The following is a 16108-nucleotide window of genomic DNA, read 5'->3' on the forward strand; positions in this document are numbered from 1 at the left end:
CTCGACTCGTTGGCACGTGGGCGACTATGTGCCATTCCGGCCTGATTGACGCCCCCCAAAAGGGGGCTAAGGCATTTTCGCCACAGACATTTCGGCGCCGCTGTCGGAGCCAGGGTGCATACGGCGATAGCCTGATGTCGCTGGCAGACGTGTTGCGCCAGAGGCTCGCTGGACCGCACGCGGCGCAAGTGGTCGAACTGTCGGAACTGGCGATTGCCGGCGCGGAAAAAAGTCTCGAGCAGATTGATGATTCCGGCGGCGGGGTGATGCCTGCCATCCTCGCGCTGGCGTCTGTCCATCTCGACGCCCCGATCCGATGAAGCTCGCGGAGCGACGCTTCCGGCTGCAGGCAGAGGGAGGATGGGACACCTTCTAGGATGTCCTGCCAGCGTATGCAGAACCTCTGGGCGAGAGCGGGTTGCGTTGCTATCGTCAACTGGCTATCAGCAGCTACTGCCCGTCGCTGTAGATAGCGGTGCACGCAACGCGCGCTATGACGAAGCACTTGAAATCGTGCGCGCTATCGGCAGTCTGCGGATAAAGCTGAGGGAGCGAGCGGAATTCAGCCGCGAGCTGGAGGAGATTCGCGAGACCTATCGCGCAAAACGCAACTTCAACAAGTTGCTCGCCACATTGGCTTGAGGGCCGGGCTGCGCAGGAGTCAATACTCCCTCAACACCCATCCACTAATAGCCGCGAAGTACTCACGAAGCCAGGCGTTATACCGAAGGTAGAGTGGTGTTCCAGCCCCGACTCCGGCGACCTGCCCGAATCCTGCCTTCCGGGCAATCCGCACCGCCCGCTGTACATGGAAATCGCTGGTCACCACCACAATGGGATCGGTGGCGGCGACGCCCTGCTCTTCAAGCAAGTGCCGGCTGAACACCAGGTTCTCCTCCGTGCTGGTACTACGCCCTTCCCGGACCACCCTGTCTGCTGCGACACCGCGGGCGATCAGATACTCAGCCATGATGTCCGCTTCCCGGCAGCGCAGCCCGAAATCCCGCCCGCCACTGACCGCGACCTTCGCCTGCGGCCACTGCTGAGCGTGCTTCAAGCCCTGATCCAGCCGCGCAACCAGCGTTGGCGAAGCGACGCAGTTCGGCGTGCCGGAGCCGAGGATGATGATGGCCTTTACGGGGGAGTTTCCTGGGATGGCGCCTTCGGTGTTGTGGTGGATGTTGTAGAAGAAGACGGCCACTGTCGCCAGCCATAGGGCGAACGCGATCCATGCTGCTTGCCATAGTTGCTGGCGCCTGTGGCTGGCTGCTCGCCAGTGGGCTACGAGGGGCCACTGCCATGCAAGGAGCAGGAATGACGCGCCGATGCAACCTGGCAGGACGATGCCGAAGTTGAACAGGCCTATGGTCATTAAGGCGATGGCGTCGGCGAGAAGGACGGCGCCGAATAGCGCCAGGGCGATGCGGCGCCAGCGCGCGCTTGTGTTCATTTCCTGCATTGCAGTCATTGAGTCGTTGGGAGAGCGCCGTGACGCGAAGCGATGCATGTGCTGACCTCGCGCGGCGACCAGCAACATGCGGCGCAAATTGTACCGGCGTCCGTGTGCGGAAGAAGGGCAACTTTAAGGATTGCCTTAGGGACGCGCGCACAAGAGTTCGATACATCTTGGTACTTGCCGGAGCTGTGCGTGGCGTCGGACTGGAGACCATGATGAGGCATTTCATCGCGATCGGAGTACTGTTTTTCACAGCTACGTCGGGCAATGCATGCCGACCGCCCTACCTGGAGTTCAGCGCTGTATTCGAGCCCGGCTCAGCTACGCTATCCGGTGCGGAGGTGAAGCGCCTTGCCGACTGGAGCATCAATTCCCGTCGCGCCTTTCCGGCCGGGTACACCGTCTACATGTAACTGCGACAGAACGAAATCCTCGGTATTCCACGCCAGCTTGCCGAAGCGCGGGCGCGTTCAATGACAGGCTTACTTGAACACCTCGGAATCAACAAGAAGGACATCGAGAGGCCAAGGGTGCGTTCCACAGCGAGCGGGCATGTCGCTTCTGAAGAGGAGGGAAGGTTCTTCAATGAAGCAGGCATCTCAATCAACCCCCGTTGCCCGCACCTCTGCTGTGAGAGCTAAGGCTATGCAAAGGACTCGGACATCGCGTTCACGCATCAAGTGGGTGGCGTGCGGCGTGCTTCTAGCGGTAACGGCAATCATCGCGATTGACGCCTGGCAGGCATGGAATTCACCCCAGCACTATCCATTTGGTGCAGAGGGGCCGGTGGCAAATCTCTGGGCGTACCAGACGCAGCGACACTACCTGATTGCAGCAGGACTTGCGCTAGCTGCCTGCTGCCTCGCGATAATGGGAATCTGGTTGCGCTACGCGTCGAGACGGCTTCGTTGGCTATGTGTTGCACCACTTCTCGCCATGGCGATGCTTACGGTCTATGAGTGGCTCATCGTGTTCGACTGAAAACTCAGACCACCGCATATATCACCAAGTAGAGCGAAGCCGTGCCTGCATGGAGTGAGCCCCAGCAATTGGATCCCACATAGGCTTCGCATTGAGTTCATTCCAACCCCACCGAAGCATGGCCCGAGGAGGGTTGGCACAAGCCAGGCCGATCACTACCATTGGCCGCCGGGTCACCGCCCTTCCCATGTTCTCGGATAACGCACCCGTCGCGTTCGCAGGTGCATCCGCCCCTAAAGTTTCCGCAATCGCTGCCGATACTGGTGTGGCGTGCCATTGCGCCTGTCGTTGGACATGGCCGGGCGCTTCAGGAAACACAGGTCGATGCACAACGAGAATAAGACAACGGTCGGCGCGTCACGACGCGCAATAGGGAAGGCAGCGAGGCCTGCTGCAAGCGGCGTGTGGCGATGGACCAGCCTTGCGGTTGCATGTTCGATGGTCACCGGATGTGCCACCGCTCCGGGCGCGTATCTGAAGGAAACGTTCGCCAGTGACGATCCTTGCTCAAACAATGCCCGCAATATCGGGATCGCGGCGGGTGTCATCGCCGGCGCGGTCCTGGGCAATGTTGTGTCTAGCAACAAGAAGGTCGGTACGCTGCTCGGCGCGGGTGTGGGTGCGGCGCTTGGCGGGCTGATTGGGGCGGACATGGACCGCCGCCGTTGCGAGTTGTCGCGCATTGCAAAGAAGCACGGGTTGGATGTCACTGTGGTCGACATCGCCGCGGACGGCAGTGCGTTGGCGCCTGCAACACGCGACCGCGAACAGGGCGGTCTGGGCATGTCTGTGTCGGTACGAGACGCTGGCACTGGCGGCAGTTCTCAGTTTGCTTCCGGATCCAGCGTGTTGGCGCCGGACGCCCGTGTCGCCTTCACGGAGATCGCCCAGCAGTACGCTTATGCGGCGCAGGCCAGGATGCTTGGCCCGAAATCCACGGCACAAGAACGGCAGGCCGTTGAGGCACTGAAGTCGCGGCGCATCCTGCTGATCGGGCATACCGACGATACAGGCAGCTCCAGGCTGAACGCAGAGCTGTCGGAGCAGCGTGCGCGTGCCGTCGCTGCACTGTTCCGCGATGCGGGCGTGACGGAGCCGCAGCTCTACTATCAGGGCGCGGGTGAAACGATGCCGCTGGCGGACAACCGCGACGAGACGGGGCGGGCGAAGAATCGTCGTGTCGAGATCGTGGATGTGACCGACGAATCGGCCTTTGCAAAGTATCTTGCCGCTCGCAGACCCAACGTGGCGTTCTATCGCGAGTCTGCCGCTGACAGGACGCAATCCGGCAGGGACAGCGGTGAGGCGAATGGCGCCGCGCAGAAGAAATCGGCAACGACCGCCCGTGCCGGTGACCGGCCTAAAACACAGTCGCCCGTGCGTACGGCTTCTGCAGCGTCGCCGCGCCAAAGCGACGCGCGCAGCGATGCAGTGAAGGTACCGGCTGGCGACCGACCCGTCACGTCCGCTTCCGCTGCTGCCTCGCCTGCCCCGGCGCAGAAGCAAAGCACCGTGACACAGATACGTACCGTCAGCGCCCCGTCGATCGACTTTGGTGGCACGCCTTCGGCGCGCAGCGTGATGGTGCCGGATCTCGGCAAGCTTGATCGGCCCACCGGCTTTGCCTTGATCTCGTCCGCTGTAGCGGACACGCCGCTGGCCCGTTGCGACCAGGACCGGCCGCGTGAGGCGCGTGCCGTGAAATCGCTAAGCGACGACAAGGCCTATCGGACAGCCGATTACATGCCTGGCTTGTACAACACAATCTGGACCGATACCGTCAACGGCCATCTCGTGGCACTGAAAGGTGTAGCGGTGTTGCGCGATGGCGGTGCGCCGGCGCGCAGCCCTGAAGTGCTTGTATATCGCGACTACCACGATGCCGGGCAAGTCGCCGACTTGCGCACCGAGGCACAGGTGAATACCTATCGTGGCGACAAGGGCCTGCTCTACCGCGTCTTTGTCAACAAGGCGCCGCTGCAATGCCTCGATATCGTGATCCCGCACGCCACGCCGGACCAGGCGCGGGGGTCGTGGCTGCGCTACGACAAGGACGGCAATAGCTACTCTGCTGCATTCAGCCCGCGGATGGCAGGCGGCGGCAAGATCTGATCAACAACGAGAAAAGAATAATACGATGAGTCACTGGATCAACGAGAACCTTGCGGCGCTGAATTCTGCGCTCGCGCTTGCCGTGTTGCTGATTGTGTATCTCGGCAACAAGTTTCGGATCGACTTTGCATTGATGAACCTTTGGTACAGCTTGCCGTTGATCGGCAAGATCGCACGGCTGTCCCGCGACACTACACGCTTTGCCAAAGACAAGTCCTGGACGTTGTCCGAGCGCACGCTGTGCGATGACTACAAGCAGTTCATCCATTTCACCACTGAGGACGAGTTCAACAAGCGGCTAACCTATCTTTCCAAGGCGCACGACCTGGGGCGCTCGCCGACGCCAGGATGGATGATGGGTCTGCTTTGCGTGCTGGTGCTTGCCGAAGGCCTGGGCTTCTCATACATGCTGGGCACGTGGATGGCAGGCGAAGGCGGCAGCGAAAACGCCCGCCAGTTGCTGATGTGGGCAATCGTGTTCGTACTGTGCGTCATCTTCGTGTTCGTGATGCACAGTGCCGGCCACCAGCTCTATCGCAGCAACCTGATCGCCAAGGCGGACTCGGAGTGGCGCGGCGAGGGGCAGCCGGGCAAGTTTGCCAGCCACAACATCAAGCTGAATGACCCGCAAGACAAGGATGACGCTGAGCCCGAGTACAAGCAAAGAGTGAATCGTGTCGGAACCAGCCGCAGCTATTTCATGGTGGGGGTGGCGGTGGTCATTATCGTGTTTGTGTCGATCGTTTCGACAGTGATGCGCGTCAAGCACCTGGAGACGGAGCGTACTGCACAAACCGCGTTGGTTGCGGAAGGGCCAGGTGCCGGCAATCCGTTTGACAAGCTTGGCCAGGCGCTGCCCGCGGAGCTTGCCCAGGAGCAACAGAAGGCAGACGACAAGGCCAAGGCCGACGGCCACGCCGCCTATGCCGATGAAGGCCTCGCGGCCTTCCTGATGCTGGCATTCATCTTTGCCATCACGCAGCTGGTCGGTATTGCCGGCGGCTACAAGTGGGGGTTCGCCGGGAAGGAAAGCAAGGCCGCTTATCGCGGTACGCGTGGGTTCTCTACCTATGACGACTACCTGGCCTTCTTTACGCCGCTGATGCAGGTGGCTCAGTCGAAGCTGCAGACCCTGCAGCAAAAGATGAGCGAACGGCGCGCCAATGACGGGCTCCGGCTGGAACACGCCTTTGACGACTACCTGATGGAGGCGAGGGAGTCGCGCACGCGCGTAGCGGCTGCCCGCAATGTTTCGCAGGCAGACATCGCCCCGGCTGTGGAGAGCCTGCCCGCGACCGACACCGCGAGCGTGCTTGCACGTATCGATGCGATGACAGCTGCCGGCCGAAAGGCGGATGCCGTTGCACTGCTGCAGAGCCTGCCGGACAGTGTGCGCAATGACGTCACGGCGCAGCTTGCCGAGCGCAAGGCAGCGCAGGAAGCAGCGCGGCTTGCCGCGGAACAAGCCCGCAAGGCCGAGGAAGAACAAGACAAGGAGGCGGAACGTGCGCGCCTGGAAGCCCTGCTCTGATATGGCAAGTACGCCTGCCGGCCGGCCCGTGTCAGACTGGCGAGCCTCCGGTTTCGGCAAGCGCTGCGCAGCGTGGCTGGCGGTGGCCACCACAATGCTCTGCGGGCCCGCGTTCGCCGCACCGGAAATACCCAGCTGCTACGTTGCCAATCAGCTCGGCTCGCCGACAGCGGCGCAGCGCGCGCTGTTTCTGATGATCGACCAGACCACGGTGCTGGACGACAAACTGGTTTCGGAACTGGGCCGGCATCTGCAGGGCTTGCTGCGGCCGGGCACAACATTCCGCGTATACAGCTTCTCGGCCTATGCACAAGGGCGCTACTTGCAGCAGCGGGCCGCCGGAACGCTGGAGGCACCGCTGGTCGACCAGTCGCTGCGCGATGCCACTGCGGTCAAGACGCTGAAGAACTTCGATGCATGCCTGAAGTCGCAATATGCGTATGGCACGAAGCTGGTGGCTGAATCGGTGCGGGAAGCCCTGCAGGGCAGCAGCGAAGCGTTGGCCCGCTCCGACGTATTGGCAAGCATTGCTGCTGTATCCCAGGCGGTACGAGATACAGCAGCGCAGCAGAAGACGGTGCTAATCGTGTCGGACATGCTGGAGAACTCGTCGATCTCGAGTTTCTATAGCCAGGAACGTATGCGGCAGATCGACGCCGCGCAAGAGTTGCGCAAAGTCGAGAAGGCGAATGTGCGTGCTGACTTTGGTGGGGCTTCAGTCTATGTGATGGGCGCTGGGATTGTTCCGGAACCGAAGGGGGCGCGGAGTGCTGCTGCCTCGTATCGTTCGCCACAGAGCATTGAGGCCCTTAGAACGTTCTGGGATGGGTTCTTTGAGCGCAGCAATGCGAGGCTGGTTGGGTTCGGAGCGCCTGCGTTGCTTACACCAATACGTTAGTCCTCGTCCCAGGCCCGTCGTTCACGGCGGCCGCCGACAACTGGAGCGCTTCAACGCGGCAGGCGTTCTTCAAGATGTTGAACAGCGTCTCTGTTTCCCAGTGCGCCCGGTTCCAGTCGATCAGTTGGATCGCATCGTCCAGACTGGCTGCGCTGCGATTTGTCAGCATGCGCCACCCGATTGGCTTGACGCCGGCAGGCGCATCAAACTCGCGACCGTCTTGCCCTTACCTGTCGGCAGATCAACCCGTTGCACCCAGAGTTGCTGACATACGGTGCGGGGCATCCCGCACGCTGAGCGCATCTGCTCTCTCACAACCGTTCTCAACCGGCAAGGTGGGACGGCGAGACGCCCCGCTGGCCAAGGGAATGCGCTGACCCAAAGGCTGACCCGGCCTAGAGGGCCCTTTACCACTTGCCCCTTCCGGGGTGGAGCCGTAGGCACATTGCCCCTTCTGCGTGGCGTGATTGGGCTTTTGAACAGTTCCATTGGCACGTTCACCTTAATCCGGCTGGGGCACCGCTACTTGCCAGTAGACACCGAACGCTTGCGGCCCGGCTTCAGCGGTACCACCGGCTCCGTCGGTTCCACGAACAATTCCCCAACCGCCACGCCAAGCGCGCTAGCAAGCAGGACCAAGTTGTCGAGAGAGACATTAACGATTTCGCGCTCCACCTGACTGATGTAGGTGCGATGCAAGCCTGCGCGGCTGGCCAGAGCCTCCTGCGATACCCCCTGCTTGCCGCGTAAGGCTTTCACATTAGCAGCCAAGTGCGCCCGTATTGTGCGCTGGGCAGAATTGATGGTCTCGTCCATGGAGCGAGAGCATCACCTTAAGAATCTGATGAATCTACAGAGATAGAATCTACAGTTTATAAATCTACAGACTTTACATCTCGAAAATATGCTTCTACACTGATCTCTCGATGAGAAATGACGTCAGTGCGGTGAAGTTGTTCGTCGGCGGCGGCCGCTGCTCGGATGCATCTCGCTACGCCAACGGATCATGCGCCGAGGCGCAGTGAGCTTTGCGACGCAGCGAGTTCGCCAAACGCTGCGCGGGCGCCCGCCATTTTTCGCGGCGACCTGCTATGGCTTCCCAAGGCGAGCTCTTCGGATGTGAATGCTTACAGTGCAGCACCTACTTGAGTGCACGGACGCGGCTTGGTGCTCCCGCGCGCGCCCGACAGGGCTCTTCCTTTTCCTCGGATTCGTGCACGGCCACGACGATTTACGCCCCTGCGGAAAAGTGCTCAACGCTAGCGCACGCCGCTAGCCGTCAACCCCGGCCCGCTCCCGCTCCGGACGGGGTCGGCGTGTGGACACCGGGCTTTGGGCGTGCGCCCAATATCGTCTCGCTCTGCCGTGGAGTGAACCTTTCAGGAGGCAACGAACGTGATCCAACCTCTCATCACCGCCGAACAACGCGAGCAGCTGCTCGCAAACGGCCACGCATATGCAACCGGAAAGGCCAGGGATCCACTGCCCGTAGTGCGGCTGTTTACCCCCGATGCGCATGCGACCTGGCTACTGGCCGCGCTCGATCCGGCCGATGGTGACACCGCCTACGGTCTGTGCGACGTGGGTATCGGCATGCCCGAACTGGGCCATGTGAAGCTGTCCGACCTGGCATCCATCGTTGGGCCGCTCAAGAGGCCGATTCTTCGTGACCGGTACTTCCGGCCCATCCGGTCGTTAGGCGAGTACGCCCGGCTGGCCCAGTCCAGTGGCTCGATCGTCGATTGATCGAGTGGGCAATCTGCAGAACCCCGTTGTTCGCGTCAATGCGATGCGGCATGCCGCATTTGGGGTCAGACGACCGCGACATGCTGAAACGCCAGCTGCGGTCAATTTCCATGTCATAGGAGCACCAACGTAGCGGCTCATCTAGGTCGCGCTTCACCGAGGAGAGAGACATGAACCCGTCAGGGAAAGGGCTGAGCCATGGACTCAAGGCGCGTCACGTCACGATGGTTTCGATTGCAGGCGTCATCGGCGCCGGACTGTTTGTAGGCTCCGGGCGAGCTATCGCCGAGGCCGGCCCGGCCGCGCTGCTGGCCTATGCCATGTCTGGGCTGCTGGTGGTGCTGGTCATGCGCATGCTGGGCGAGATGGCTGTGGCACGGCCGGATACCGGATCGTTTTCGACCTACGCGGACGGTGCCATCGGACATTGGGCCGGTTTCACGATTGGCTGGTTGTACTGGTGGTTCTGGGTCCTCGTGATCCCGATTGAAGCGACAGCGGCGGCGGCCATTCTGAGCGCCTGGTTGCCCGCCGTACCCCAGTGGACGTTTGCGCTGGCGATCACGCTCGCGCTGACCGGCACCAATCTGTTCTCGGTCAGGAACTATGGTGAGTTCGAATTCTGGTTTGCGCTCATCAAGGTGGTCGCCATCGTGGCGTTCATTGCCGTAGGCGGTCTGGCGGTGCTGGGTTTGCTTCCGGGGGCTCAGGTATCGGGCGTGGCGCGGCTGGTTGACTATGGCGGGTTCATGCCGAATGGCGCACATGCTGTCATCGCTGTCGTCCTGACAACGATGTTCGCATTCATGGGGGCGGAGATCGTCACCATTGCGGCGGCCGAAGCGGAACACCCGGCCCGGCAAATCGTGCGCGCGACGCGCTCGGTGGTGTGGCGCATTTCGCTGTTCTACCTGGGCTCGATCTTCATTGTTGTTGCACTGGTGCCGTGGAATGACCCGCTGCTCGTCACCCATGGGGCGTACCAGCGCGCGCTGGAGATCCTCGGCGTGCCGCACGCCAAGGCGATCGTCGACGTCATCGTTCTGACAGCGGTAATGAGCTGCCTGAACTCGGCGCTCTACACCGCCTCGCGCATGCTGTTCTCGCTGTCGACGCGGGGCGATGCCCCGAGCGGCCTAAGCCGGACTGCCGCGTGTGGCACACCGCGCGCCGCGGTACTGGTGTCCACCGCATTCGCTTTCGTGTGCGTGCTGGCGAACTACCTTATGCCAGAACGCGTCTTCGCCTTCCTGCTGGCTACCTCTGGCGCCGTGGCGCTTCTGGTCTACCTCGTGATCGCAGTATCGCAGCTGCGCATGCGCGCAGTACTGGAACGACGCGCGGCAGAGCTGCCGCTGCGTATGTGGGGCTACCCGTGGTTGACGTGGTCGGTCATCGTGGTGATTCTCGGTGTCCTCGCGGCGATGGTCTGGCATCCCGCCCATCGCATGGAAATTCTCGCGACAGCGACGCTGCTTGCCGGCGTGCTGGCTGGTGCCTGGCTAAATTCGCGTAACCGAAGCGCAGACGGGCAAGCACTGGCGATGGATGATCTGTGAACAGGTACGTTCGGTCGACGCGGTGGTTACGTGAGTACACAAGTCTGGCGTGGGTCAATGGCTCGAAAGTCGACTGAGCGGGCCGCTGAGCGAACCGGATCGCCCATTGTGGCGGGCCCGCCAGACCCACACGAAGCCGGGCTCTGACCGACGGTGTACATACCACTATGCAAAGAGACCTGAACATGAATCCACAACAGGAACCCCATGTGAATCCCCTGAGCGTACCGGGCGGCGTCTTACCCGCACCGGCGCGCACGCTGGCTGCTCGCGACTACAAGACCTTGGGTCTTGCCGCCCTCGGCGGCACGCTCGAATTCTATGACTTCGTCATCTACGTCTTCTTCGTCACGGTGCTGGGCGCGCTATTCTTCCCGCCCAACATGCCTGATTGGCTGCGACAACTGCAGGCGTTCGGCATTTTCGCCGCCGGCTATCTGGCACGCCCGCTGGGCGGCATCGTGATCGCCCACTTTGGTGACCGGCTTGGCCGCAAGCGCATGTTCACGCTTTCGATCTTGCTGATGGCAGCGCCCACGCTGATGATCGGCCTGCTGCCCACCTACGCCAGCATCGGCGTCGCGGCGCCACTGTTGCTGCTGGCGATGCGCGTGCTGCAGGGCGCGGCCATTGGGGGCGAGATGCCCGGTGCCTGGGTGTTTGTCGGCGAACACGTGCCGAGCCGGCACTACGGTCTCGGCATCGGGACGCTGACCTCGGGCATCACGGGCGGCATCCTGCTGGGTTCGCTCGTTGCGGTCGCCATCAATCGACACTACACGCCAGAACAGGTGAGCGATTTCGCCTGGCGCATTCCCTTCCTTCTGGGCGGCGTGTTCGGACTGGTGTCGGTGTACCTGCGCCGGTTTCTGCATGAGACCCCCGTGTTCCGCGAGCTGGCTGACCACAGCAATCTGGCGCGCGAACTGCCGATCCGCACCGTGCTGCGCGAGCACCGCTCGGCCAGTCTATTCGTCGCACTGCTGACCTGGGTACTTTCGACCTCCATCGTCGTGGTGGTGCTGTACACGCCAGCCTACCTGCAGAAGATCCACCACATACCCGCCGCGCTCGCGCTCGAGACCAATGCGTTCGCCACCCTCACGCTGACCATCGGCTGCGTGATTGTCGGGTGGGCATGCGACCGCATCGGCACCCGTGCCGTCATGCTGATCGGCTGGGGCGGACTTCTCATGACCGCTTACCTCTTCTACGGCAGCCTGCCCGGCACGCCTGGCACGCTGTTCTGGCACTACGGACTGCTGGGTCTGTTCGTCGGCACCATCGCCACCGTGCCGATTGCCGGCGTGCGCGCCTTTCCGGCACCAGTGCGGTTCACCGGTCTCTCGTTCGCCTACAACATGTCTTACGCAGTTTTTGGCGGCCTCACGCCGATGATTCTCACGCTGTGGCTGCAGCACGACGAAATGGCGCCGGCTCACTATGTGGCAGTGCTGGCCGCTGTCGGATTCTTGCTTGCGTTCTGGCCCCTCGCCAGGTGCGGCCATGCCATGCGCAATGGCGTGGCCAGCACGGCTGGCCACGTCAGTCGATAACGAAGGAGCAACGAAATGAATACGACGGAAAACACGCCACCAGTACGCCTGCTGACTCCCGCCGAGCTGGCTGTCTGCATCAAGGTGTTCCGCGACGCCCGGCAATGGACGCAAGAGCAGTTGGCCGTGATCGCCGGGCTCAACGTGCGAACCGTTCAGCGCGTCGAGCGAGGCTGGCCGGCCGATGCCGACACCTGCCGGGCGCTGGCCAGCGCGTTCGATTTCCTGGATATCGACACGCTTAACAAGCCGTTCGCGATTCCACCAGAAGACGAACTCAAGGCTGCGCAGGAACAGTTCGACCTCGAGCACGTCACCTTCGCGGCGATTCGGCTGACCACGGGTAAGCAGTTGGCGGAGCTGGCGCAGACCAGCACAATGGACATGTCGGAGCTGGCCTTCGAAATGGGCGGCGAAGCGGACAAACGCTTCGCCGCACTGATGGAATATTTCCGCAACTACCGCGATGCCCTGGACGCCTATACCGAAGCAGAGAAGCGCGAGGCGTCGGACACGATGCAAGCCAACATCGATGTGCTCAAGACCCTTGGCGTTTCGCTCTGCTATGCCGAGCGCCAAGTGCTGCTGAAGGGAAGCTCGGACCCGGACAGGCCAATGCCAGCTAACGTCCTGTACGTGATCGGGTTTCCGCTCGGCAAGGAACCCAAGCTGTTCGCCACGCCAACTTCCGTTGATATCCGTCTGTAGGCTAAAGGGGGCGTTGTTGCATAAATCCGGGCGTCTTGTCGACCGTGATGGTCATCATCCAGCTTGTGCCTGGCAGCCAGTTTCCGGCGGCTGCCGTCCAGCACCCGGTCGACCACGGCAATCGCGGGCCGCGGCCAGGTTCGTTCGAGCAGTGGCAGCACGGCCTGGCCGATGCAGCCAAGGCCGACGATGACGATTTGTTCGATCACGCAGACCCTTCCGCCCGTAAGCGGCGACGGGCGGCCCGGGGGCGCGGCAAGGCGGCCGCGCCAGCGCAGGACTGCCCTCGCATCGCTTTATCAATTCTGATCAGAATCGCTCAATCTAGCGAAGGCAATACTATCGCCGGGCGCCGCGGTTGCCAACTGCGGAGCGGGGGGGACGTGGTCAGCCGAACAGGCGCCAGGCCAGGCGCGCCGCCACGCGCGCGCCCTGGTGGTCGCGGTCGTACTGCGGGTTGTACTCGGCCAGGTCGGCCACGCGCAGCTTGCCGCTGCGGCGGGCAAGCATGGCCACTTCCTCCACAACCGGCAACGGCACGCCGTAGGCGGCGGGTGCCGACACGCCCGGCATTACGGCCGCGGGTAGCGCGTCGAGGTCGATGGTCAGGTACAAGTGGTCCGTGGCATCGATGCGTGCCGCCAGTTCCGCGAGGCGCGATGCCAGGTGACGCTCCTGCATGTCCACGTCTTCCACGTAGCAGACACCCAGCGCATCGGCGCGGCCGAACAGCGCCGGCGTGTTGCTGAGGCGGCTCACGCCCAGGCAGATATAGTCGAACGGCTGCCCGCGCTCGGCGCAGGCATTGGCGATCTGGTCGAACGGCGTGCCGGAGCTGGCGGGCCGGCTGGTGCGCAGGTCGAAGTGGGCGTCGATATTGATGATGAGCACGCGTCCGCCATCGTCCTGCGCATCCAGGTGCGCGCGCAGGCCTTGCCACGTGCCCCAAGCCACTTCATGGCCGCCGCCCAGCACCAGCGGCAGCCCGCCGCGCGCCAGCACGCCGCGCACGGTGCCCGCCAGCGCCAGCTGGGCGGACTCCAGGTCGCCGTCGTCACAGCTGACATTGCCGGCGTCGTATAACGCGGCCAGCCCGTGCGCCGGCACGTTGGCCAGCGCCTGGCGGATGGCGTCGGGGCCGTGCGCGGCGCCGGGACGGCCCTGGTTGCGCAGCACGCCGGCGTCGCAATTGAAGCCGAGCAACACCGGCGCGCCGTTGAGGGGCGTCACGTCTGCCGCTTCCAGCGCATGCACGATGCGGAACAGGCGCGTGGTGTCGCCACGCTCACCGTCGTCGACGCGGCCCTGCCAGAGGTTCTGGGTCCCAGCCATCGTCACGCCCGCGTCAGCACGGCCTGCAGGAAGCCGCGCGTGCGTTCCTGCGTCGGCGCCGAGAAGATGACCGACGGCGGCCCGGCCTCGATGATGCCGCCACCATCCATGACGACGACCACATCGGCCACTTCGCGGGCGAAGCCCATTTCATGGGTGACCACGACCATGGTCATGCCTTCGGCGGCCAGCACCTTCATCACCTGCAGCACTTCGCCCACCAGCTCGGGGTCGAGCGCGGAGGTCGGCTCGTCGAACAGCATCACACGCGGCTCCATGGCCAGCGCACGGGCAATGGCCACGCGCTGCTTCTGGCCGCCGGACAGGCTGGCGGGCATGGCGTGGGCCTTGTGCGCAAGGCCGACTTTCTCAAGCAGGCCCATCGCCTTGCGCTCGGCTTCCTCGCGCGAGGCGCCGCGCAGCATGCGGGGACCGACCGTGACGTTGTGCAGCACCGACAGGTGCGGGAACAGGTTGAACGACTGGAACACCATGCCCACTTCGGTGCGCAGCTGGTTCAGCTCGTGCTCGCCGATCAGCTGGCCGTCGGTCACCAGGCGCTTGCCGACGATGTCGATGGTGCCGGCCTCGGGTTGTTCCAGGCCGTTGCAGCAGCGCAGGAAGGTGCTCTTGCCCGAGCCGCTGGGGCCGATCACAACCACGACCTGCGACGGCTCCACATCGAAGTCGATGCCGCGCAAGACGGTATGGCCGCCGAACGATTTGCCCAGGTTCCGAATCCGGATGATTGCGGAATCGCTCATTGCACCATGCCTCCCATGCGCAGCCGTTGTTCGGCGCGCCGCAGGATCAGCCCGGCCGCGCTCGTCAGGATCAGATAAACCAGCGCGATCGCCAGATAGACTTCCAGCGACCGGTACGACACGCTGATGATCTTCTGGCCCTCGTGCATCAGGTCGGCAATGGTCAGCAGCGACACCAGTGCCGAGTTCTTGATGAGGGCGATGAACTCATTGCCCAGCGGCGGAATCATCCGCACGATGGCCTGCGGCAGGATCACCGCGCGCATGGCCTGGCCGGAAGACATGCCGATCGAGCGGGCGGCTTCCATCTGGCCCTTGTCCACGGACTGGATGGCGCCGCGCACGATCTCCGACACATACGCGCCGGAATAGATGCCCAGCCCGATCACGCCGCACACAAAGGCGGGCAGCAGGATGTTGAACTGCGGCAGCCCGAAGAACAGCAGGAACAACTGCACCAGCAGCGGCGTGCCGCGGATGAAGGTCACGTAGGCCGTGCAGATGCTGTAGATGACGCGGCGATTCGGGTCCAGCCGGCCGATGCCGACCAAGAGGCCCATGACGCAGCCCAGCACCAGCGCGCAGGCCGTCACCTCCACGGTGATAACGGCGCCGTGGAGGATGTCATGCCAGCCGGCAAAGACAGGAGAAAAATCCAATTCCATGATGATGATCCGCGCGGCTTACTTGGCGGCCGTGCCGAACCATTTCTGGGTCAGCTTGGCATAGGTGCCATCGGCCTTCACCTTGGCGAGTGCGGCATTGAGGGCACGGGTCAGCTCGGGCGTGTCCTTGCGCACGGCCATGCCGTATTCCTCGGTGGTCAGCGGCTGCTCCACCATGCGCAGGCCGCCGCGCGTCTTGACGTATTGCATCGCGGCCGGCTTGCCGGTCACGGCGGCATCGGCACGGCCGATCTCGACCAGGTTGAACATTTCCTGGTTCTTCTCGACTTCCACACGCTGCACTTGCGGGTACGTGTCACGCAGGAAGCTAACCGACTTGGTGCCCACCTGCACGCTGACCTTCTTGCCGTTCAGGTCGGCCGGGGCGTGGACGGTGGTGTTGCCGCTCTTGACCAGCGCTACCAGGCCGCCGGTGTAGTACGGCTCGGTGAAGTCCACCACCTTGCTGCGCTCGGGGGTGATGTAGATGCCGGACACTGCCATGTCGAAGCGGCGCGAGACCAGCCCCGGGATCAGGCCCTTGAAGTCGATGTCGGTCCATTCGACCCGCTTGCCCATTGTCTTGGCCATGGCCTCCACCAGCTCCACGTCAAAGCCGGTGCGCTTGCCGTTCTCGATAAATTCCATCGGCGGGAAGGTGGCGTCGGTGGCCACGCGCAGCACGGCATTGTCCTGCGCGTGCGCGGCGGTGCCAAGGGTCAGGGCGGTCAGGGTTGCCAGGCCGGCCATCAGGCATTTGCGACGAAGGTTCATGGAAGTCTCCTATTCTCGGGAACGAG

Annotated in this window: 15 protein-coding genes and 1 pseudogene; 9 read left to right on the forward strand and 7 right to left on the reverse strand. The window is 63.0% G+C overall.

Annotation, left to right across the window (positions count from 1 at the left end; all coding sequences use genetic code 11):
* Positions 1–134 precede the first annotated feature (134 nt).
* Both AC1Q7H_RS29435 and AC1Q7H_RS29440 read left to right on the forward strand, forming a co-directional pair.
* Positions 135–320 (forward strand): hypothetical protein, encoded by a 186-nt coding sequence (locus AC1Q7H_RS29435; RefSeq protein ID WP_492382052.1) that lies wholly within the window; start codon positions 135–137, stop codon positions 318–320.
* A gap of 103 nt (positions 321–423) precedes the next feature.
* Positions 424–642 carry a hypothetical protein gene (locus AC1Q7H_RS29440; protein WP_492382053.1) on the forward strand — a complete coding sequence of 73 codons (219 nt, stop codon included), beginning with the start codon at positions 424–426 and terminating at the stop codon, positions 640–642.
* Positions 643–661: 19 nt separating this feature from the next.
* On the opposite strand, the gene AC1Q7H_RS29445 is transcribed toward AC1Q7H_RS29440, so the two are convergent.
* Positions 662–1468, reverse strand: a complete 807-nt coding sequence (locus AC1Q7H_RS29445; protein WP_492382054.1) for a YdcF family protein — start codon at positions 1466–1468, stop codon at positions 662–664.
* A gap of 1293 nt (positions 1469–2761) precedes the next feature.
* Here AC1Q7H_RS29445 and AC1Q7H_RS29450 point away from each other — a divergent pair.
* Genes AC1Q7H_RS29450 through AC1Q7H_RS29460 form a run of 3 tightly spaced genes read left to right on the forward strand, consistent with a single transcriptional unit; the run spans position 2762 to position 6978 of the window.
* Positions 2762–4549 (forward strand): OmpA family protein, encoded by a 1788-nt coding sequence (locus AC1Q7H_RS29450; RefSeq protein ID WP_492382055.1) that lies wholly within the window; start codon positions 2762–2764, stop codon positions 4547–4549.
* Positions 4550–4574: 25 nt separating this feature from the next.
* Positions 4575–6080, forward strand: coding sequence for a hypothetical protein (locus tag AC1Q7H_RS29455; RefSeq protein WP_492382056.1), 1506 nt, complete (start codon positions 4575–4577; stop codon positions 6078–6080).
* Positions 6055–6978, forward strand: a complete 924-nt coding sequence (locus tag AC1Q7H_RS29460) for a hypothetical protein (RefSeq protein ID WP_492382057.1) — start codon at positions 6055–6057, stop codon at positions 6976–6978. Before AC1Q7H_RS29455 ends, AC1Q7H_RS29460 begins: the two co-directional genes overlap by 26 nt.
* A 31-nt stretch (positions 6979–7009) precedes the next feature.
* Here AC1Q7H_RS29460 and AC1Q7H_RS29465 read toward each other — a convergent pair.
* Both AC1Q7H_RS29465 and AC1Q7H_RS29470 read right to left on the reverse strand, forming a co-directional pair.
* Positions 7010–7257: pseudogene (locus tag AC1Q7H_RS29465) on the reverse strand (IS4 family transposase); the annotation flags it as partial.
* Between the two features lie 243 nt (positions 7258–7500).
* On the reverse strand, positions 7501–7794 hold the full coding sequence (locus tag AC1Q7H_RS29470; RefSeq protein ID WP_492378223.1) for a helix-turn-helix domain-containing protein: 294 nt from the start codon (positions 7792–7794) through the stop codon (positions 7501–7503).
* Between the two features lie 579 nt (positions 7795–8373).
* On the opposite strand from AC1Q7H_RS29470, the gene AC1Q7H_RS29475 reads away from it, so the two are divergent.
* From AC1Q7H_RS29475 to AC1Q7H_RS29490, 4 genes are all read left to right on the forward strand, one after another.
* The gene (locus AC1Q7H_RS29475) at positions 8374–8724 is read left to right on the forward strand and encodes a DUF2958 domain-containing protein (RefSeq protein WP_492382058.1); all 351 of its coding nucleotides are present in this window, start codon (positions 8374–8376) and stop codon (positions 8722–8724) included.
* 170 nt (positions 8725–8894) lie between these two features.
* Positions 8895–10283, forward strand: a complete 1389-nt coding sequence (gene gabP / locus AC1Q7H_RS29480) for a GABA permease (protein WP_492382059.1) — start codon at positions 8895–8897, stop codon at positions 10281–10283.
* A gap of 185 nt (positions 10284–10468) precedes the next feature.
* The gene (locus AC1Q7H_RS29485) at positions 10469–11839 is read left to right on the forward strand and encodes an MFS transporter (RefSeq protein ID WP_492382060.1); all 1371 of its coding nucleotides are present in this window, start codon (positions 10469–10471) and stop codon (positions 11837–11839) included.
* Between the two features lie 15 nt (positions 11840–11854).
* Positions 11855–12547 carry a helix-turn-helix domain-containing protein gene (locus AC1Q7H_RS29490; protein ID WP_492382061.1) on the forward strand — a complete coding sequence of 231 codons (693 nt, stop codon included), beginning with the start codon at positions 11855–11857 and terminating at the stop codon, positions 12545–12547.
* A 387-nt stretch (positions 12548–12934) separates the two neighbouring features.
* Here the strand turns inward: AC1Q7H_RS29490 and hutG are convergent, their stop codons facing one another.
* From hutG to AC1Q7H_RS29510, 4 genes are read right to left on the reverse strand one after another with little or no spacing between them, the layout of a single operon-like run.
* Positions 12935–13879: a formimidoylglutamase gene (gene hutG, locus AC1Q7H_RS29495; RefSeq protein WP_492382062.1), complete on the reverse strand. Its 945-nt coding sequence runs from the start codon at positions 13877–13879 to the stop codon at positions 12935–12937.
* 2 nt (positions 13880–13881) lie between these two features.
* Positions 13882–14643: an amino acid ABC transporter ATP-binding protein gene (locus AC1Q7H_RS29500; RefSeq protein ID WP_013955141.1), complete on the reverse strand. Its 762-nt coding sequence runs from the start codon at positions 14641–14643 to the stop codon at positions 13882–13884.
* Positions 14640–15308, reverse strand: a complete 669-nt coding sequence (locus tag AC1Q7H_RS29505) for an amino acid ABC transporter permease (protein WP_013955142.1) — start codon at positions 15306–15308, stop codon at positions 14640–14642. The genes AC1Q7H_RS29500 and AC1Q7H_RS29505 overlap by 4 nt, the downstream gene beginning before the upstream one ends.
* A gap of 18 nt (positions 15309–15326) precedes the next feature.
* A complete protein-coding gene (locus AC1Q7H_RS29510) occupies positions 15327–16082 on the reverse strand; it encodes a glutamine ABC transporter substrate-binding protein (RefSeq protein ID WP_013955143.1) in 756 nt (251 codons plus the stop codon).
* Positions 16083–16108: the final 26 nt, after the last annotated feature.

This window comes from Cupriavidus sp. GW823-FHT06D04 (assembly GCF_058795055.1).